Origin of the sequence: Vibrio sp. SCSIO 43132, assembly GCF_019904195.1 — a bacterium.
Lineage (GTDB): Bacteria > Pseudomonadota > Gammaproteobacteria > Enterobacterales > Vibrionaceae > Vibrio > Vibrio nigripulchritudo.
On record NZ_CP063199.1, the window covers coordinates 3,452,499 to 3,471,226 of the forward strand.

Here is an 18,728-nt window from a genome sequence, read left to right on the forward strand (position 1 = left end):
TCCTTATCAATTATCGAATATGCCAATGGCGTCTCACTCGACGCAACAATAAGAATATCCAAGGCCACAAGATACAGTTCACCAGTGCCGCCCAAAGGGAAAGTGGGTTAAAGGTGACATCCTGAATTAAGTATTCACCGAAAAACTCCAGTAGATCGGCCAGAATAGTCAGCAATCCAATGATGATGGCCTGTTGCCATAACGCCATATTCCGCAATACGAGGAAGTTAAGCGCCACGAGGTACACGGTGATGGACATCATCATACCGCGAATGCCCAAAGTGGAACCCAATAGCAGATCCCAAATGAGACCAAGAACTAGCGCTGTACCCACATTCACTCTGTGTGGCAGGGCAAGAACCCAGTAGAAAACGATCAGCAGCAGCCAGGCAGGTCTGAATATTTCGAACATTCCCGGCCATGGAATAGCCTGAAACACGAGAGCAATCAGGAAGGTTGCCCAAATGACCATGCGCCCTTGAAGAACACTATTCGCCATTGTTGTTCACCTCGTCTTTTGCTTCTTCGTTTTCAGTGTCTAAAGATTGTTCTTTTTGCCTTTCTTCGCTTGGCCAAACGAGCAGCAGATAGCGCAGCCTGTCGAATGCCACTACAGGTTCAGCTGTAATGGTAGCGAATGGTCTGCGGTTGTCTTTCTCCACTGAAGTTACGTAACCCACTGGGTAGCCTTCCGGATAACGCCTGCCCAGACCAGAGGTCACCAGTAAGTCGCCCTCTTCAATCTCTGTGCTACTAGGAATGTGTTCAATCTGAATGGAATTGATACTGCCATTCCCTGAGGCAATTACTCGAATGTCGTTTCGTACCACTTGCACCGGGATGGAGCTGTTTGTATCCGTGACTAACAGCACACGAGCATTATGCGCGGCAACAAAAGTGACCTGACCTACAATGCCTTTTTCGTTGATGACTGGCTGTCCAACATAAACACCGTCTATCTGACCTTTGTCGATCACCACCTGATGTCGGTATGGAGACGAATCCACGGCCATCACCTCGGTAACCACCTTTTTCTCATCACGGACAAACGGTGACCCAAGCAATTTTCTCAGGCGCTGGTTTTCTTCCCGGTATTGATCGAGCAGTGTGAGGTTACTTTTCAGGCGCAACACTTCGCGCTTCAAAGCCTGATTTGACGTTAGCAGAGTTTCACGGGTGTTCACTCGTTCATACATACCGTCGAACATGGTACGAGGTAAGTTTGCTAAGTACTGAATAGGGGCGACCGAGCTGTTTAATAAATAGCGTACGCTTGAGAATGTGTCTAAACGACTATCAGCCAGCATAAGGCTGGCTGATAGAATGACAGCAAAAAACAGACGCAGTTGCAGGGATGGTCCCCTGCCGAATATCGGTTTCATCGCTGTTTACCAGAAGTTAAAAGCTGCAAAGCTTACTCTTCGCTAAACAGATCGCCACCGTGCATGTCGATCATTTCCAGCGCCTTACCACCGCCGCGTGCTACACACGTTAATGGCTCTTCTGCTACAACAACTGGGATACCCGTTTCTTCTGTCAGTAGTCGATCTAAGTCTTTAAGAAGAGCACCACCACCGGTCAAAACCATACCGTTTTCTGAGATGTCAGAAGCCAGTTCTGGTGGGCACTGTTCCAAGGCAACCATCACAGCAGACACAATACCTGTTAAAGGTTCTTGCAAAGCTTCCAGAATCTCATTCGAGTTTAGTGTGAAGCTACGAGGCACCCCTTCTGCAAGGTTGCGACCACGAACTTCGATTTCTTCAACCTCATCGCCTGGGTAAGCAGAACCGATTTCGTGTTTGATTTTCTCGGCGGTTGCTTCACCAATCAAGCTACCGTAGTTTCGACGCACATAGTTGATCACAGCTTCATCGAAGCGGTCACCACCGATACGAACGGATGAAGAGTAAACCACACCATTTAGTGAGATAACGGCAACTTCTGTCGTACCGCCACCGATATCGACCACCATAGAACCTGTAGGCTCAGAAACGCGAAGACCAGCACCGATTGCTGCCGCCATTGGCTCATCAATCAGATACACTTCACGTGCGCCTGCACCCAAAGCCGATTCACGAATTGCTCGGCGTTCTACCTGAGTCGAACCGCATGGAACACAAACAAGCACACGTGGGCTTGGTTTTAAAACGCTGTTGTCATGCACTTGTTTGATGAAGTGCTGAAGCATTTTTTCTGTCACATAGAAGTCTGCGATAACGCCGTCTTTCATTGGGCGAATAGCAGAAATGTTACCAGGAGTACGACCTAACATTTGTTTGGCTTCGTGCCCTACAGCGGCGACACTTTTTGCACTTCCCGCGCGGTCTTGTCGAATAGCAACTACTGAGGGTTCATCAAGAACAATGCCTTGACCTTTTACGTAGATAAGAGTGTTGGCTGTACCTAAATCGATAGAGAGATCGTTTGAAAACATGCCACGAAGTTTTTTAAACATATTCTTCGTTCATCCTGCAAGCATTAAGAAGACATAAAATTGCACTAAATGTACCAATGCCTTGCGTTATCAGCAAGGCATTGGCATGTAAACATGGGCTGAATCTCGCTTTTTCTTGCAGATTCTTTACTTAAGCCCTCATTTTTAATGTTAAGGCGTGAAATCCTCAGTTTTATCTGCCAGTCAATCTCGGCTCTCCACGGTAAATGATCCTGTCATTTCCGCGGTAAGTTCCAAAAGTGATAACTGCCGAAGGTATTTCATCCCCTTTACCACGCCAGTTGTATTTGAGCCAATCCTGATTGCCATGACTGCCTATACACTGAATATTTTTGTCAGAAGCATTCACCTTTTCTGGTGTGCCGCTGCCCATTCTTAACCACAATCTAACTTGCTCTCTTATCGGCGCATTTTGTTTAGCCATGAGCTCATCAGAAAAACCTGAAGTGACTCGTCCCGATTCATTCAAGCTGGCTTGTGAATCGGTGTCTCCTGTGCTCGTCCAAATAGATTGGCGACAGAACTGCTTGTCAGTAAAACTGCTCAGGTTATCGTCTTTATTTGCAATAAACTCTTCACCAGACCAAAACTCTGTTCGTAGCGGGATCATGACTTCACCATTGGATTGTGTACCCAAATCTTCCAGAATCATTCGCCCGTAGCGAACGTCAGGTTGCTCTGGAAGTCGGACCGAATCTTCATCCTTTAGCGCAGAAAAGCTCACTGGATCCGTACCCTTTATCTCTAGGTCAATATCTGTTGCTGTAGACTGCATGCCCGTTTCGCTACCGGTGTAATTAAAGAGCTTATCTGGGTACGTTTGCTTGCTGTTGATTGGAAGCCGAGACCAGAACACATCTGATTGGCTAAGCTTCCATTTCGCATCGCTCTGCCACAAATCATTGCTTAGTTCTGCGTCTTTAAGTGATAGGCGATCTCGATGCTCTCCCGTTAACGCAAACGTGGCACGAAGTTCTTTTTTGTAGTTATCGTGCCCGTAATTTAAGGTGGGTAAATAGCGCCCGTCCTTGTCGATCATTGCAGACCAGGCACTGACTTCAGCCTCAAACTCTTTAAAAGGTTGATTCATGTAGACGAAGCCATTCTGGCTATCGGGATAAGTAAACTCGGCCTTATCCAGTGAGAAATGTGATGGGTAAAATCTTCCGATTGGATTCTTAAAATACGGTACCGACATCCCATTCAGATAGTTATTTTTTTCTACCCACATGAAAATACTGCCCACCTCCGACCAACGAAAACGCTGATCCGAGACACCCCACTCATTAAAGTTAACCGAAATAGGAGCGTAGTTATTAACCGAACTGCTAACTTGGCTTCCCAGCTCTAGAACACCTTTCTGACCACCCAGCGGGCTATGAAGATCAAACTTCACTTCACCCGCAATTTCGAACCCCGTCACGGTGTGTTCCAGACAAACCATAACGTTCATATAGCCATCATCAGGGATGCCGTTATTGTCGGTATCCGCAGTTTGCATCCATTGTAATGCTCTAAACTGAGTATCAGCATTGGCTCCCGCAGTAATAAAACTTTCTCCTCCATTCGAATCACCAGAAGGGAAGAGTTGGTAATAACTGCCCGGCGGTTTGTAACAGGCTGAAAGAGCAAAAGGTCGGTTATTTATGGTGGCGGAACCATTTAACCCGATCCAGTTTGGAATGTTACTGTTCACGGGCTGCCAGTTGGCATCAGCAACATGCAGTTTGAACTGACCTGCCGAAGAATAGAGACTTTCCAGACTGGCAACACCATCTGTAAACATCACATTTGAAACTGTGGCACCCGTTAATGGGTCGTTTCCTTTTGGAATGGCTGTTCTGTGAACAATCAATGAGTTGTTTTTTTCTATCACTGATGGAGAGATTAACTCGTAAGACATCTTCAAGGACTGATGCCCTGAGTAATCTTCAATTGTCTGGCACTGTCTTGGATTTGCTGCGCTGGATGCGACCGCTGAAACTTTTACATTAAACGGTCGGCTCGCAACTTGTCCTTTTCCGTTGTCTACTCGATCTTCATCCACCACCTTGAAACCATAGGGGACAAATTGATAGGGACCACCGTTAGCCGTGACATTGGTGTTTTGCAGCATCTTTCCACGAATATAAACGGGAGACAGCGAGGTGCTGGAGAGTTTTTTGGTCACAATGGCATCCTGACCAGCAATGAATTCATGGCGAAATGGCGTGTCACAGGTTGCCGGATTTGAGTCAGAAAGCCAGCATGACTCTCGATTGCTGTTATTGGGTATGTCGACTTCCAGCGTACCCGAATAGTTGTTTATTAGCTGTTTGGTCGCTTTATCCACCAGCTTAAACGTCACAGGGATACCATCACAGGCGAGACCAGATGATTGCACGGGAGTGATCACCAATTCTGGCTCGGAAAAACACTGGCTTTCTCCAGTAATTTTAGAGTGATTGGACATATTCAGGTTTAGCGCCGTGACCGCACCATAAATATGCACGCTATTAGACAGGTTTACGGTGGCTTCGCTGTAAATCAACCCTTTGAGTTTATCGTTCTTAGTCAGGCTAATAACACAACCACCAGTCGGGCAAGCTCGATTTGATTTCTCTGGGTTGTACCCCACGATGAACAAGTGATCAGGATTACCTTGATTATTGAATTTCGAATCATTGGATAGCGTCAAACGTTGTACATGGAGTACCACTTTCCCCTGAATATTGATAACCGAACGGTTGTTGATGTCCAAACTTTCAAAGTAATAATGCCCAGGCTGAAGCGTAACGTTAGATTGACCAATAGTCAGAGTTTTGGAGCTCAATGGAGACAGTGTGACGGTTTCATTCCATATATTGGGAATAGAGTCCGTGAGTTTAAAATCAGGTAATTTAGGCATGGAAACCTGATATTGAGGGTCGTTATTACAAGCCCCGCCATCACAGTTAGATTGATTGTCAAAACGAGAGGTTTCAAATCCTACCGTAGGCTGACCACCGACCAACCTGGCATTTAGAATGCTGGCGTAGTTGGACATAGTTATACGGCTATTTCCGCCTTCTTTCCAGCCTTGCGCCGCAGAAGGGAACAGATTACAAACGTCAAACTTAGGTTTTGGTAATCGTTTCTGACCAAATGCGAAATACCCCACTTCTTCTTTAGTGTGTCCACGCTTGGTTCGAGAACCTGGTTCGGACATATCTTCATCAACAACAAAACTGACTTCGAACTCGTTGTCGTCATCGTCTTGAGTACTGCTATCGCCGTCATTGACCAGTTTACATCGCCTTAACCACCCGCCATGACTACCGCTGCGCTTTTGTTTGTTAGCGATAATTCCAGGCTCTGAGGGGTAGTCATTATCTAAATCATGAAGGTCATTACACCCTTCGAGCATTGGCGTACTGCTGTTATGTTCATCAATTTCCACTCGACCGAATTCAAATCGCACACCATCGGAGATACCCTTACCCTCCTCACTAACAAGGAAAGCGATCTTTTCATAATCAGAGACAGGCACGGTTCTATGAACACGTGTCAGTTCCAGAAACAAGTCGATGGATTGGTCTTTTACTGCTTTGATCCCAGCGGTCATCCATCGGTTTGTTGGTGAATTGACCTGTGCCAGAGCAATAGGATCGTCCAGAGTCACATTTGAAAAAAGTGAGTAATCAACACTGACATTCGCTGGATTGCTGCTGGTTTGATCCCCTCGGTAAGCGTTGGTGTGAACGTAACCTGCAACGACCTTGTGCTGGTTGTCACCGTCATCATCATCGTCATCCTGGGAATAAAACGTGGCTGTACCTGGTTCCATAACCAAATAGCTGATGGAGCCCATCATTTCTTCATTCAGATGAGCGTATTCCCAAGAGAATGGCGCCGTATCCTGTATAAAACTGGCGGATTGCCTGGTGACGGATGTAACCGTAACAGTTGCGGGTTTATCGTCTTCAGGATTGGTCGAAGACAACGTGGGCATAAGAAAAACGAGGGGTTCAGTTCGGTAGTTTTTGGTAAACCGAATGGTGCAACCATTCTTACAGTTCGCATTTTCCAGACGACCAAATTCGTATTGAGCATCATCATACCCCATAGTAACTCGCGGATATGGTGGACAATCTCGACCTGTGGTAATACGAAAACGCCCAGCAGTAAACTGATTCCCCAATACTCGCAGGTTCAGTACTGGAGAGAATATCGTTGCGCCTGTCACACTGGTTAAATTGAAATTTTTCTGTTTCTTCTGCAAAGCACCATTGACGTAGTACTTCAACGTTCCTTTTATGCTGCTTTGATTATTTCGGTTTGGGACGAAATGAACTTTGTACTGACGAATCAGGTTATCGCTCAGGTGGCGTGATTCATATACAAAAGGGGAATACTGAGTGTAAATATGATCATCAGTCCAGAGCGGGTAAAAATTGTTGTTTTCCAACCGGATGCGGTTACTGCCATCAGAGTCCATATTGAAGACAAAACAAAAACCGTTGTTTGCATTGACTGAACTGCCATTCGGGATTTCAACCGCAGCTAATGAGTAAACTGAAAACAGTAAAAAAACCAAAAGCAAAGTCCACTTGGCATGCACCAAGCGTATCATTCTCAACATCATTGATTTTATTCCATGCTTTTAGCCCAAACTTCCTGTTCACGGCTAACTTCAAAGGTGGTGCTGCCACATACGGCAACGGAACTGATTCTAAAAAAAGTCAGATCGCCAGATCCAACTTCATCACACTGTATTGTAAGTGACGAGCAAGGCGCTTGCGAGTTTTCAATGATCGCCGTAGCAGCATTCGCTGCCGCAGATGTGGTTAGTGCCGTACATCGGCTTTGTAAGTTGGATACGGCGGCACTCTCGTTCAAAGGGTACATGTAAGTCAGCCCCCACTCATTACCAGAGTGAGCGAGAAACCACGCTTGAGTCCCTAAAATTTCACGGGTAAGTGTGTCCTGATTAGATGCTTCTAGACGCATTAAGGTCAAACCGAGCATCCCCATTACCACAATCACAAATATGGCAATAATAAGAACGCTGCCTTTTTGATTGTTAAGGGACATTCAACACCTGCACATCATGTTTATAGTGACTTTCTTCGTCACCGTTTGTAAATAGGATATCCATGTGGACTAAGCCGCCACGCTGCAGAGACATACCATCGACCCGAAACGAAGCACTGGTCGCGTTTTCCCCAACCTGAACAACGGTTCCTGCATCTCGGGTAATTTGCCCTGAGCTGGTATCAACACAGTATTGAACCTTTTCAGAGGGAATATAAATGTAATGTCTTTTAGCAATGGAGTTGCTGGCTAGTGAAGCTGAGATACTGTAAACCGCCCCACTGATGCTGACGTTCGTCAGAGCAAGGGAGGCAGAAGAGGAGCTTTCCAAGTCCTGTACCTGACCGGGATTAATGATCAGCCGTGCCCCTGAGCTAATAGCGGCATTCAAATCGTCGGTATCAAACCCTTCGTTTCCGACAATAAATCGTAGCGTATCGGCACCACTTAGTGCTTCGTCAAGCTGGTAAAAACCAGAATAACGAATCGGGAAAAAAGACAGACAGGTATTAGCGACATTCGTTTCTAGGCTATTTGGAACAGCATGTCGGATCTCGCGCGACATCTTTTCGATAACAAATCGTGCCTGGTTATGAAGAGCCTGTCGTTTGGTGGTGTCAGCGTAACCCTGAGCGCCGATCTGAACAAACCCAGCAATACCTAAAAACATAATCGACACAATCAGTATTGTGACAACCATTTCCATCAAGGTAAAACCAGATTTTTTCATCAGTAGTTACCTCGATATGCACGGAAATTGTATTCGCCATACTTTCCAGCAAACACGGTTAGGGTGATCTTTTTGTATCGATTAAGTGAATCGGTAAATCCAAAGCGTGAGTCCGGGTCGTAAACGACACTGACTTCTACCCTGAAGTTGCGATAGTCGCTACTGATGTCTGAGCCAAAGATATCATTTAAGTTGCCTTTTACCGTGACACCAGAGCTACATTCTGACGAATTATTGGTGTGCCAGCAGCCCACGTAATCGTCCACATCGTTGTAGGTCGCAGGCGTTTCCCCCGTTTCTGCGTCCAAGGTTGTGGTGCAGGATGTGGCTCCGGTTTCATCACACCGGACAATTCCACCATTGGGGTCACTATTGTCATCAAAACCTCGTGCCAGTATTTCCGTCATCATACTCTGCGCCAGAATAGAAGCACGGACCTGATATTGGGAACTTGCGGAGTTTTCTACCCGAGGGAATAAGATGGTCAGCAATACAGACATCGAGATCCCCAGAACAAGAATTGCAATGATGCTTTCAATAAGGGTAAAGCCTTTAGCCTTAGCAGCCATAGACGAAACCCTCACTGTTAATGCATACCTGAGTCGACTCAACACCGTTGGACATACCAATAGTGATATTCCCACCCGCCGTTGGAGTTGTACAACCAGATATGCATGTAGGAAGCCCCAAAAGGTCAAACTCTACAACTAAGGAAGCCGGGGTGAATGAAAATGTCTGATCTTCCACCATAACGTAGTTACTTCTGATTTCGGAAGAACACCCTTCCCCTGATCCCAGACAATTGCCAGAGACTTCAAGTCGGTATTTGCTTTGGTTACCGGAATAGTCGAGAGAACTAAGATTAGATTGCATTCGACCCAATTGAATTTGTCGAATAACTGAAATGGCTTGTTCTTGGGCAGCATATGCTGAAAAGCCAGAAGGACCGGAGTATTTAGAAGCAGCGTAGGTAGAGATGACACCAAGAACAAGAATGACAACAATCAACTCGGTTAGCGTAAAACCAACCTGAGTAAACTTATGCTTCTTTAAAGGCATAACCACAAACTGATCGATGTAACAATGATAATTTCAAAAAGAGACCAGCTCACGCTGGTCTCTTTTCAACAATTAACAACCAGTAGACACAACAGTAATTGTTGGAGCACTGGATGAATTCGCAGCTTCCGTGTATGAAACATAGCAATTTGTGTTAGCAATTGCTGTAGCATCAGCATGTGTAGGAGACGCTTTGAATGTTGCTAGGTAAGATGCCCCTGCAGAACCAGCTCCCGAAACAGCAGTATCCCAGTCTGCTGGAAGTCCTTCAACAGCTAGCTGAATTCCATCAGTTTCAGCACTTGGATAACCAAAATGAGTATCGATACCACTAGCTATTGGCGTAGTGGCTGCACCTTTGCTAACACCCTCTTCGCCTTCGATAGCTGACTTACCATATACAATACCTGCAGCACCGTTCATCGCTCCTTTTAGCCCTTGCAACGAGGATTCACGCGCATCGCCTTGTAGGTTTAAAAACTTAGGTGCGGCGGTTACCGCCAGAATACCCAAAATAACAATTACAACCACTAATTCAATTAGGGTGAAACCGCCTTGTCTTTTCATAGTCACTTCTCTCTATGTTTAGATATTAATGCGCTGTAACCAAATAAGTTACTGCAATTCTACGGTCACACGACCAGTTTTTATTTCATACACAAACTTGTGATCACTGCCTTCTTGTTGCACATAGGTACAAGTGCTTTCGCCACTGTCGGCTTCAGCAGTGTATTTTACATCTGTTAAATTACTGCTTGCTGCATCCCCAACTTTAGGAGAATTTTGCAACAGGTTTTCCATCAGGTTAACGCAGTCGGACGATGAAATGGTTGACGGTGCCGTAGTCTGTCCGGTGGTTTTTAACGCAATCGGATAGCCATCACGGAATCCACTGTCATTACCATCGTTATCGAATGAACGCGTTAGCCAAAATTCAATACCATCGTATTCAATGAAATGTTGTTTGTTGTTGCCAGTACCAATGCCAGGTCGACCTTTCGCCTCCCACTGAGCTCTTGCAGAAAGCACTCCAGTGGCATACCCACCTGCTACAGCCTCTATACTAGCTTTTTTAGCTTCATCGGTGACATCCAAAAACTTGGGTAATGCAGCAGCGGCAAGCAACCCTAAAATAACAATCACGACAACCAGTTCTACTAATGAAAAACCGAACTGCTTTCTCATTTCATCACCTATGCATTTTTGCTCAATCTGAGCGAATTCATTATATCGTATGCCTAACAGTAAGCCTATGATTTAAGTAATTTGTTTGCTTATTTTATAGCACTTATTGAGAGCTTCTTCTCATTCAAAACTAAGTCCAGTACCAAATCGCTCGAAAACTCGTAACGACAGTGGTAACTGGGAGCTCCTGATACCATCGTCGCTTTGGGTCTCCCTAAGTAAGTACTGTCTACGCTTGGATACAGTGTCTCCAGCCACCACTCACAATCCACTGTATTACCATGCAAAGGTAATACCCACCCGTTATGATCCAACTGGATCTGTTGCTCTTGGTACTCAATCACTTTGGGCTGTTTCTTAATAACCCATTGTTGTCTATAGGCATTTGCTCGTTCAGTAATATTATCTTCAACCATTAAAAACGTAGTACTTGCTGCCTCATCGTCAATTTTTTGCCAATTGACAACCATAATGCCTAGCAAAATGAACACCAAAGCTGCCCATACCGAAAACGCAGAAACCGTTTTTGCCGCCACTAAATTGCCGCCTTATTTCTGAATCGCATCGAGCATGCCCCACATCGGCAAGAAAATACCAAGAGCAAGAATCAAAACCATGCCAGCGACAATCGTCAGTAATATGGGTTCGATTCGAGCCGTTAGTGTCTTGAGATCGTAGTCCACTTCCCGATCATAAAAATCAGACACTTCCAACAACAATTCGTCGATTCGCCCAGTTTCTTCACCAACGGAAATCATCTGGATAACCAAGGGTGTAAAAATCTGGCTTTGGATTGCTGTTGAAGACACCGTACTACCCGCTTCAATGGCTGATTTCATTTCCAGAATCCGGAGTTCCAAAAATCGATTCCCTAACGCCTCACCCGAAAGTGCTAGCGACTGGTTCAGTGGTACACCCGACTTCAACATCAACGCAAAGGTACGAGAAAATCGAGATAACTGAGCCCGGTTGACAATATCACCAACAATAGGAATACGAAGGCGAAACTTATCCCACTTTTCACGCCCGTCAGCCGTTCCTATCCAGGCTTTCATACCAAACAGAAACGCGATAAATGCTCCAACCAGCCATACCCAATAATTCACAAAAAAGTTGGATGTGGTGATCAAAATTCGAGTTGGCAAAGGTAAATCAACACCAAACCTTGCAAACATCGTGGCAAATTGCGGAATCACTTTTACGTTAAGCACTATCATCGCTATTGATATGAAACTTAACACAAATATCGGATAACGCATTGCGGTTTTAATTCTTTTTCGTGTTTCTAATTCTTGTTCATAGTATTGAGACAGTTGCAATAAAGCCTGGTCTAATCGCCCTGTGTTTTCACCCACATTGATCATTGAAACAAAAAGCGGGCTGAAAACTTTTGGGTATTGCTGCATAGACGAAGACAAATTCCGACCATTTGTCAGCTCATTACCCACGTCTTCCAACGCTTGTTTTAACTGCTTATTGGCGCAATTCTGTACCAACCCTTTGATAGCACGAAGGATTGGAACCCCCGCTTTTGTCAGGCTGTACAGCTGCCGACAGAAAATCACTAACACTTCTAAAGGGATCGAAGGTGTAAATAACGCTGATACATCAAAACCAGCCCCACCTTCAGCACTTCTACCAGCACTGATCGATGTCGGTATCACACCTTTACTGATCAAGGCTTCGGCGGCGAGTTCTTCTGTCGGAGCCTCCACCTGCCCCGCAACTTTGCTTCCTTGTAAATCTCTGCCTTGATACTGGTAAGTCGCCATGTCGCCACCTTAGAGGAAAATCGGCTCATTCGAACCCGAGGAATCCCCTTCACCCAGATTCATGACTTCATCCAGACTCACCACACCTTGCAGTGCCAGCTCCATCGCAGACGCCAGTAACGGCTTATAACCCGGTGCTTTTCGAGCTTGCTGAGCGAAACTTACCGCATCTCCCGCTCGAAGGGTGTCCATCATTCCCTGTTCTAGCTCCAGTAATTCGAAGACACCCACTCGCCCTCTATACCCCGTTAGATTACAGTTCTGACAGCCAACCCCTTTATAGAAGGTCGCGTTGACCTGATTCGGGAAACGGCTCTCAAGCCATTGCCTGCGAGCATCATCAATATGATCCTCTGTTCGACAGTCCGGACAGATTTTCCGAACCAATCGCTGTGCTAACACCGCTCGAACAGCACTGGCAACCAGATAGCCTGGTGCACCCATGTCCATCATGCGAAGCGCACTGTCAACAGCATCGTTGGTATGCAGAGTACTCAGCACTAAGTGCCCCGTCAGAGCGGCACGAAGACCGATTTCAACGGTTTCCTGATCTCGCATCTCCCCCACTAAAATAATGTCCGGGTCCTGACGTAAGAAGGTTCTTAGGATGGTAGAGAAATCCAAATCAATCTTTGTATTAACCTGTACCTGATTAACACGATCCAATCGGTATTCCACCGGATCTTCTGCGGTGATGATTTTCTTCCCTGGTTCGTTGAGTTCACTCAACGCGCCATAAAGTGTGGTGGTTTTACCCGACCCCGTTGGTCCTGTAACCAGAATCATGCCATGTGGCCGGCGTAGCTGCTGCCTGAGTCGGAGCAGTAAATCTTCCGGAAGCCCAGATTCATCCAGTTTACGAACACCTGCAGACTGATTGAGCAAACGCATCACCACCGACTCACCATGCTGCACAGGCATGGTAGACATACGGATATCGACGGATTGACCTTTAACGCGGATATTGAATCGTCCATCCTGAGGCAAACGCTTCTCAGATATGTCGAGGTTTGCCATCAGTTTAAGTCTGAGTACCAGCGCAGAGGCAATGTTCACCTCGTTCAACAAAGTCTCGTGCAAAACGCCATCAACACGCTGGCGTAATCGAAGTACATTGGCGTCTGGCTCAATATGAATATCTGATGCGCCAACCTGTATTGCATCTTCGAACAGTGAGTTGATCAGCTTTACGACGGTAACTTCTTCGCTGTCTTCGTCTTCACCAAAAGAAAAATCAAAACTATCGCTGACTTGGTGCTCTGCGCCAAGCTGCTCTGCAAACGAGGCAATTTCTTTGGTTCTTCTGTAATAGCGGTCAAACCCTTCTACCAGCTGCTTTTCAGGGGCGATAACAAAATCAAGGGCATATTGCTGCAGTTGGCTTAGCAAAGATTCCTGAGCGAAGAGATCCGCTGGATCACTCATAGCGACCCGCAATGTGTCACCCTGACGTCCAACTACTAAAGCACGCAATCGACGAGCATGCACTTCCGGCAGAATTTGAACGGCATCCACATCCACATTGGCCCGGCTTAAGTCGATCAAAGGCACGTTTAGCTGCTGAGATAGGAAGGTCAGCATCTGAGTTTCCGTCAGGAAGCCCAGTTGGATTAATGTGTCACCCAGCTTGCGACCAGTATTCTTCTGATGACTCAGAGCTTCTTCTACCTGATGTTCTGAGATAATGCCTTCTTCAACCAGTAAGTCACCAAGGCGTTTACGTAATTTAATTTGCATTCGATGTCGCCTCTTTACTGCTGAGATAGCTGATTCTTTCTCGGATAAACTGATTGGTTCGGGCGGACAATCCGACGCGATTCAAAGCTTTTTCATAAGAGTTTTTTGCTTTGCTGAACTCTTCGTTACGTTCTTGCTGAATCGCCAGACCAAGCCACCATTTGCCATTATCCTGATCTTTGTTTACCAGCATTTGATAGCTTTCGAGCGCCAACTCATGTTTTTTAAGCTGCTGAGCCAGACCCGCTCTTGCAGACAGATAATCCATGCTTGGGCTTGGTGGCAAATATTCCAACACGCCCAGGGCTGCCTCAGTAATCCCTTCCTTGACCAGAATATTCATAGCGGCAAGCCTCAGGGTCTGGCTGTCTTTGTTTAACACAATACCCTGCTGCAGGATTTCGAGAGATTGCCTTACGTCACCCCGACCGTAGTAAAGTGCGGCGAGCTTTTTCCGCACAACATCATCTTTAGGAACATAGCGGAGCGCCGTGCGATACCCTTTAATGGCACCGTCAAAGTCATTGGAATCCAATGCTTTTTTCGCTCTTGATAACGCTTTTTCAGCTAACTGTTGTGGCGTCAGCTCGACTTGCTGAATAGCCATTGCGCCATCTTCCACCACTTTTGGATCTGGGTTGGCACTTGCGATAGCCGCTGTTTTACTCTCATTAGCTTGAGATGGTTCGGCTTTCTTTGCCTTCTTCGCTATTTTTGGCTCTTCAGTTTTCGGGCGTTCAGCTTTAACTTCAACAGGTTTAGGTTTCGCCGCTACCGTTTTGCTTTTTTCTGTATTCGAAGGTGGATTAGTTTTCGTTGGCTGGCTACGTTCGACTGCCACAACCTCGGGGGTTGCTTTTGTTTCTTCAACACTTTCCGAAACGATGTCATCTAAATCAGATTCAGGATCGACGAAGTCGCCGCTAAGCTGCTCAAGCTTTTCACTTTCTTCGTAAATGCTGCTCACCGATTCTTCCACCGACTGCTTAGTTGGAGATGTAGATTCGAGGGTAACAACAGTGGTCACATTTTTTTTCGCACTTTGCTCGGCAATCTCAGGGATAGATTCAGGTTCAGGCTGCGGTTTGACTGGTAGTAAAGCCCACACACCGTAAGCAATGAGCGCTAACAAAACGCCTCCGGTCAGCCACCACTTTTTATTGCCCGAACGAATAGGCGCGACATCGACCTTTTCGATTCGACTTGTGGACGGCTTTTTGTCCGTCATATCTGAAAGAGCTTTGTTAATGACACTCATAACAAGCCCCACCCCCACATAAATGGGGTTTTAAACCTTGGTTTTACCGTATCGAGAGTGTCATTAATGGCATCGTACGCATGTTCCATATGAATGTGCGTTGCGTTCGAATTACAGGCAAGCAACAGGGATTTGTGGCACACCTGATTGATCAAACGAGGCACACCTTTCGACGCCTTCCAGATTGCTTTTTTAACTTTGGCTTCAAACAAATTTACGTTGCCGCCACTGACCTGTACCCGATGGTCGATATAGGCAAACGCTTCTTCCATTGAAAGTGGACGTAAAGTCGCACTGAAAGATATACGCTGTTTTAACTGACGCAGATGATGATGCTCCAATCTCGCGTCCAACTCAGGCTGCCCTAACAACACGATTTGCATCAGCTTGGCATGCTCGGTTTCAAGATTTCCGAACAAGCGAATAGTTTCGAGAGCTTCGTCGGACAACCCTTGTGCTTCGTCTATCAAAGCCACAACTCGCTTGCCTTTAAGGTGAAGTTTCAGCAACTGAGCCTGAATATCATCCACCAGACTTTCGCTGTCTCTGATTTCAACTTCCAATTCTTTGGCAATGGCGATTTTCAGCTCTTCCCCAGTCAACTGAGGGTTGGGTAGATAAACCAGCGAGACCTCATCAACCAGTTGGTTAATGAGCATCCGACAGACCATTGTCTTACCCGTGCCGACCTCACCAGAAACCTTAATTACCCCCTCGCCCATTTTAATCGCAGACAGAACGGTTTGGATCGCCTCGTAATGCGGCACTAAACCCTGAAACAGTTCAGTATTAGGGGTTAGCGAAAAAGGCGCTTGGTTAAATCCAAAATAGGTCTGATACATAATTACTCTTCAGGGAACCATTCTTGCAGCAAATCGCGCGAGCGTTCCAGTTCCTGCGACCAGGTATTAACGCCGACTACTGTCGGTTTAAGCAAAATAACCAACTCAGTTTTCTGAGTCAGCTTGGAAACATTTCGGAATAGGTGTCCCAGCCCTGGCACATCTCCAAGGAAAGGTACTTTGGACACTTGATCAATGGTGTTGGACTTCATAAGTCCACCAATAACTACGACGTCACCATCACGTGCACGAATCACCGAATCCGATTCACGAATCGAGCTTTTAGCCAAAGGAACTTCGTAAGTCGCACTACCAAGGTTGATTTTTTTGTTCTGGGTTTGTACGTCTATTACCGCAGGATGAACGTGCAATAGTACATACCCGTCGTCATCGATCTGTGGAGTCACATCCAGTGATATACCCGAAAAGAATGGGGTCAGTTCTACATCTGGTGCGACGTTGGCATTGTCACCACTCCCCACCACACTTGAGATATCAGTTACAAAGTACTCATCAGACCCTACTTTAATCACCGCTTTCTGGTTATTAGCCGCGGTCACGCGTGGACTTGATAGCACGTTCAGGTCACCCTGAGTCCCCATAAAGCTTAATACGCCATTAAAGCTACCATTGCTGATAGTGACGTTCGTCTGCCCATTTAATAAGCTGCCGATGGCATCTAATCCAGGTAGGGTTGGAATGCTCCCATCTGACGGTAAAGTCCCTCGACCAATAGAAACCGAGCTGTTACCAAAGGTTGAGGTTAATCCACTCCAGTTAATGCCTTGTTGGTACCCATCAGACAGAGTCACTTCGAGAATTTTGGCTTCTAAAACCACCTGACGCTGCATGCGTTGCTGGGAAATACCAAGGAACTGGCGAATTTCTCGAATTTCATCAGGGTAAGCACGAATTGTCAGCACACTTGCCTGAGGTGAAACCACCACGCTTCGTCCATCACCTTCCCCAATTAGCGCCTGTGCCGCCTGTTCTAACTGCACCCAGAAATCACTTTCACTGATGGTTTCGATCTCTGTTCCACCCGTTGGCGAAGTGCTCGAACTGGAAGAGGAGCTTGAGTTATTAGACGAACTTGAAGAGCTGGAACTTGAAGATGAAGAACTACCGCTGTCTTTACTGGTGATTGAACCAGTGGTAATAGACGTCAGAGAGCGTCCTAATCGTTTGAATTGTAAATAATCAATTGGAATGGTTTCTGTGCGCAAGCCCGCGGGGTAAACCTGAATAACTTTACCGCTTTGTACGACTTCAAAACCGTACAAATCACGAACGACTTTCAGTACCTCATCCAATGTGACATCCGTTAGGTTGACGGTAATTCGCCCTTCGACATTAGGGTGGATGGCCACACTGTAATCAGTTCCTTTGACTAGGCTAGCAAAAAACGTTTTCGCCTGAACGCCATTTGCCTGGACACGAAAGCGTTTTAACGTTGGAGATACAGTGAACTCTTCATTTCCGAGCTCTGGCATCAGATCCGCCTGTACAGAAGCCGGCAATTCATCCAGACTCCGACTGCCAGCTTCGTTGATTGCCTCATTGAGCGCTTCTTTGACCTCAACAGGTTCCCGGTGCCCCATGGAGCATGCCGTGAGTGACGCGATGATGACTGCTACTACAATTTTACGCATAATTACCATGAAACCTTAGTGTTTAACGTCAGAAGGAAACAGCTCTAGTCGCCATTGCTTCCCACCCCGAATCAGATCGACAAATTCCGGCTGAATCCTTTTCGCCAGATACCCTTGTACGGTTTTTCCTTTTTCTACTACCACATCGTTAAGAATGGCATAGCAAGGTTTTCCCTCTATACAGACTATGGACTGTAATGTCGGAACAGGTGCCACTGCTTTCTTTTTCGCCTTGGCTTTCTCTACGGTTTTCGGTGCCTGCCACCCGAGAGGGGCAGTTGGGTCCTGGCTGGCGTATGCACTACCAGAGACCAACAACATTGCGATAACACAGAATCTAACCACCGATAAACTCCTGCCCTGTTCCTAATGTATAGACAACAAGCACTAATCGTGCCGTAGGGTATTCTTCTACTTCGTATTGATAGCTGCGCCAGAAATACGTAGTTGGCATGCTTTCCAGCTCTACGAGATAATTCTTTATGTCAAAGTACTTCCCTGTTATCTCAATTTTCACAGGGTGTATGTAGTAACCCACGGCTTGCGAATCACTGCCTGCCATGATGGGTTCTGCTGGCAGAGACTGAAGGTTCTCCAGCTTCAACCCTTTACTGCTTAACAGAACCCTTTCCAGCAACTCTGCCATTTGGCTAGGAGTTACTAGGGATTCCACCACCGCGTCTAGCTGAGAGGACAACTCATCACTTCGGCGTTGTAGCTGCTGAAGTTTGGCGTCAACCTCTCTATTTGGGTCGGACTTTAACTGACCGCTTACTTTGGCAATCTGGTTACTGGTGTTGCTGATCCCCTGATTAAGAGATTGATACTGACTGGTTTGAGAGGCTTGTGTTTTGAATGCAGGCTCTAAAAAAACCGTCAGTATAATGAAGAAGATCGCTACCCATCCGCCAGCCGTAATCAGCCATTTTTCCCGACCAGATAGCGCCGAAAATTTTTCACTCATATCCTGAAGAAGTGCCATT

18 protein-coding genes are annotated in these 18,728 nt (G+C 46.2%); all 18 read right to left on the minus strand.

Annotated features, from left to right (window positions below):
* Positions 1-10: 10 nt before the first annotated feature.
* Positions 11-499, minus strand: a complete 489-nt coding sequence (gene mreD / locus INR79_RS15460; RefSeq protein ID WP_004405115.1) for a rod shape-determining protein MreD — start codon at positions 497-499, stop codon at positions 11-13.
* Entirely contained in the window at positions 489-1,382 is an 894-nt protein-coding gene (mreC, locus tag INR79_RS15465; RefSeq protein ID WP_022551593.1) for a rod shape-determining protein MreC, read from the minus strand. Before mreC ends, mreD begins: the two co-directional genes overlap by 11 nt.
* 32 nt (positions 1,383-1,414) lie before the next feature.
* Positions 1,415-2,458, minus strand: a complete 1,044-nt coding sequence (locus tag INR79_RS15470; protein WP_004405117.1) for a rod shape-determining protein — start codon at positions 2,456-2,458, stop codon at positions 1,415-1,417.
* A 172-nt stretch (positions 2,459-2,630) separates the two neighbouring features.
* Entirely contained in the window at positions 2,631-7,061 is a 4,431-nt protein-coding gene (locus INR79_RS15475; protein WP_223095001.1) for a DUF6701 domain-containing protein, read from the minus strand.
* Between the two features lie 5 nt (positions 7,062-7,066).
* Positions 7,067-7,510 (minus strand): hypothetical protein, encoded by a 444-nt coding sequence (locus INR79_RS15480; protein WP_223095003.1) that lies wholly within the window; start codon positions 7,508-7,510, stop codon positions 7,067-7,069.
* Positions 7,500-8,240, minus strand: coding sequence for a type II secretion system protein J (locus tag INR79_RS15485; RefSeq protein WP_223095005.1), 741 nt, complete (start codon positions 8,238-8,240; stop codon positions 7,500-7,502). The genes INR79_RS15480 and INR79_RS15485 overlap by 11 nt, the downstream gene beginning before the upstream one ends.
* Positions 8,240-8,809, minus strand: coding sequence for a prepilin-type N-terminal cleavage/methylation domain-containing protein (locus INR79_RS15490; RefSeq protein ID WP_004405122.1), 570 nt, complete (start codon positions 8,807-8,809; stop codon positions 8,240-8,242). Before INR79_RS15490 ends, INR79_RS15485 begins: the two co-directional genes overlap by 1 nt.
* The gene (locus INR79_RS15495; RefSeq protein ID WP_223095007.1) at positions 8,799-9,299 is read right to left on the minus strand and encodes a type II secretion system protein; all 501 of its coding nucleotides are present in this window, start codon (positions 9,297-9,299) and stop codon (positions 8,799-8,801) included. The genes INR79_RS15490 and INR79_RS15495 overlap by 11 nt, the downstream gene beginning before the upstream one ends.
* Before the next feature lie 72 nt (positions 9,300-9,371).
* Positions 9,372-9,866, minus strand: a complete 495-nt coding sequence (locus tag INR79_RS15500; protein WP_223095009.1) for a type II secretion system protein — start codon at positions 9,864-9,866, stop codon at positions 9,372-9,374.
* A 48-nt stretch (positions 9,867-9,914) separates the two neighbouring features.
* A complete protein-coding gene (locus INR79_RS15505) occupies positions 9,915-10,484 on the minus strand; it encodes a prepilin-type N-terminal cleavage/methylation domain-containing protein (protein WP_004405125.1) in 570 nt (189 codons plus the stop codon).
* An 89-nt stretch (positions 10,485-10,573) separates the two neighbouring features.
* Positions 10,574-11,020 (minus strand): hypothetical protein, encoded by a 447-nt coding sequence (locus tag INR79_RS15510; RefSeq protein ID WP_223095011.1) that lies wholly within the window; start codon positions 11,018-11,020, stop codon positions 10,574-10,576.
* A 12-nt stretch (positions 11,021-11,032) separates the two neighbouring features.
* Entirely contained in the window at positions 11,033-12,256 is a 1,224-nt protein-coding gene (locus INR79_RS15515; RefSeq protein WP_004405127.1) for a type II secretion system F family protein, read from the minus strand.
* Between the two features lie 9 nt (positions 12,257-12,265).
* The gene (locus INR79_RS15520; RefSeq protein ID WP_223095013.1) at positions 12,266-13,993 is read right to left on the minus strand and encodes a GspE/PulE family protein; all 1,728 of its coding nucleotides are present in this window, start codon (positions 13,991-13,993) and stop codon (positions 12,266-12,268) included.
* Entirely contained in the window at positions 13,983-15,251 is a 1,269-nt protein-coding gene (locus tag INR79_RS15525) for a tetratricopeptide repeat protein (protein ID WP_223095015.1), read from the minus strand. The genes INR79_RS15520 and INR79_RS15525 overlap by 11 nt, the downstream gene beginning before the upstream one ends.
* On the minus strand, positions 15,248-16,093 hold the full coding sequence (locus tag INR79_RS15530; RefSeq protein ID WP_223095017.1) for an ExeA family protein: 846 nt from the start codon (positions 16,091-16,093) through the stop codon (positions 15,248-15,250). The genes INR79_RS15525 and INR79_RS15530 overlap by 4 nt, the downstream gene beginning before the upstream one ends.
* 2 nt (positions 16,094-16,095) lie before the next feature.
* Positions 16,096-17,745 carry a pilus (MSHA type) biogenesis protein MshL gene (mshL, locus tag INR79_RS15535; RefSeq protein ID WP_038141985.1) on the minus strand — a complete coding sequence of 550 codons (1,650 nt, stop codon included), beginning with the start codon at positions 17,743-17,745 and terminating at the stop codon, positions 16,096-16,098.
* A 15-nt stretch (positions 17,746-17,760) separates the two neighbouring features.
* Positions 17,761-18,090, minus strand: a complete 330-nt coding sequence (locus INR79_RS15540; RefSeq protein WP_004405138.1) for a hypothetical protein — start codon at positions 18,088-18,090, stop codon at positions 17,761-17,763.
* Positions 18,083-18,727, minus strand: coding sequence for a type 4a pilus biogenesis protein PilO (gene pilO, locus INR79_RS15545; protein WP_022613261.1), 645 nt, complete (start codon positions 18,725-18,727; stop codon positions 18,083-18,085). The genes INR79_RS15540 and pilO overlap by 8 nt, the downstream gene beginning before the upstream one ends.
* Position 18,728: the final 1 nt, after the last annotated feature.

Coding starts and splice junctions, on each gene's coding strand:
- INR79_RS15520 (WP_223095013.1), bottom strand. CDS start 13,993: ATGCAAATTAAATTACGTAAACGCCTTGGTGACTTACTGGTTGAAGAA.
- INR79_RS15530 (WP_223095017.1), bottom strand. CDS start 16,093: ATGTATCAGACCTATTTTGGATTTAACCAAGCGCCTTTTTCGCTAACC.
- INR79_RS15505 (WP_004405125.1), bottom strand. CDS start 10,484: ATGAGAAAGCAGTTCGGTTTTTCATTAGTAGAACTGGTTGTCGTGATT.
- pilO (WP_022613261.1), bottom strand. CDS start 18,727: ATGGCACTTCTTCAGGATATGAGTGAAAAATTTTCGGCGCTATCTGGT.
- mshL (WP_038141985.1), bottom strand. CDS start 17,745: ATGCGTAAAATTGTAGTAGCAGTCATCATCGCGTCACTCACGGCATGC.
- INR79_RS15470 (WP_004405117.1), bottom strand. CDS start 2,458: ATGTTTAAAAAACTTCGTGGCATGTTTTCAAACGATCTCTCTATCGAT.
- INR79_RS15515 (WP_004405127.1), bottom strand. CDS start 12,256: ATGGCGACTTACCAGTATCAAGGCAGAGATTTACAAGGAAGCAAAGTT.
- mreC (WP_022551593.1), bottom strand. CDS start 1,382: ATGAAACCGATATTCGGCAGGGGACCATCCCTGCAACTGCGTCTGTTT.
- INR79_RS15485 (WP_223095005.1), bottom strand. CDS start 8,240: ATGAAAAAATCTGGTTTTACCTTGATGGAAATGGTTGTCACAATACTG.
- INR79_RS15500 (WP_223095009.1), bottom strand. CDS start 9,866: ATGAAAAGACAAGGCGGTTTCACCCTAATTGAATTAGTGGTTGTAATT.
- INR79_RS15480 (WP_223095003.1), bottom strand. CDS start 7,510: ATGTCCCTTAACAATCAAAAAGGCAGCGTTCTTATTATTGCCATATTT.
- INR79_RS15475 (WP_223095001.1), bottom strand. CDS start 7,061: ATGATGTTGAGAATGATACGCTTGGTGCATGCCAAGTGGACTTTGCTT.
- INR79_RS15490 (WP_004405122.1), bottom strand. CDS start 8,809: ATGGCTGCTAAGGCTAAAGGCTTTACCCTTATTGAAAGCATCATTGCA.
- INR79_RS15525 (WP_223095015.1), bottom strand. CDS start 15,251: ATGAGTGTCATTAACAAAGCTCTTTCAGATATGACGGACAAAAAGCCG.
- mreD (WP_004405115.1), bottom strand. CDS start 499: ATGGCGAATAGTGTTCTTCAAGGGCGCATGGTCATTTGGGCAACCTTC.
- INR79_RS15495 (WP_223095007.1), bottom strand. CDS start 9,299: ATGCCTTTAAAGAAGCATAAGTTTACTCAGGTTGGTTTTACGCTAACC.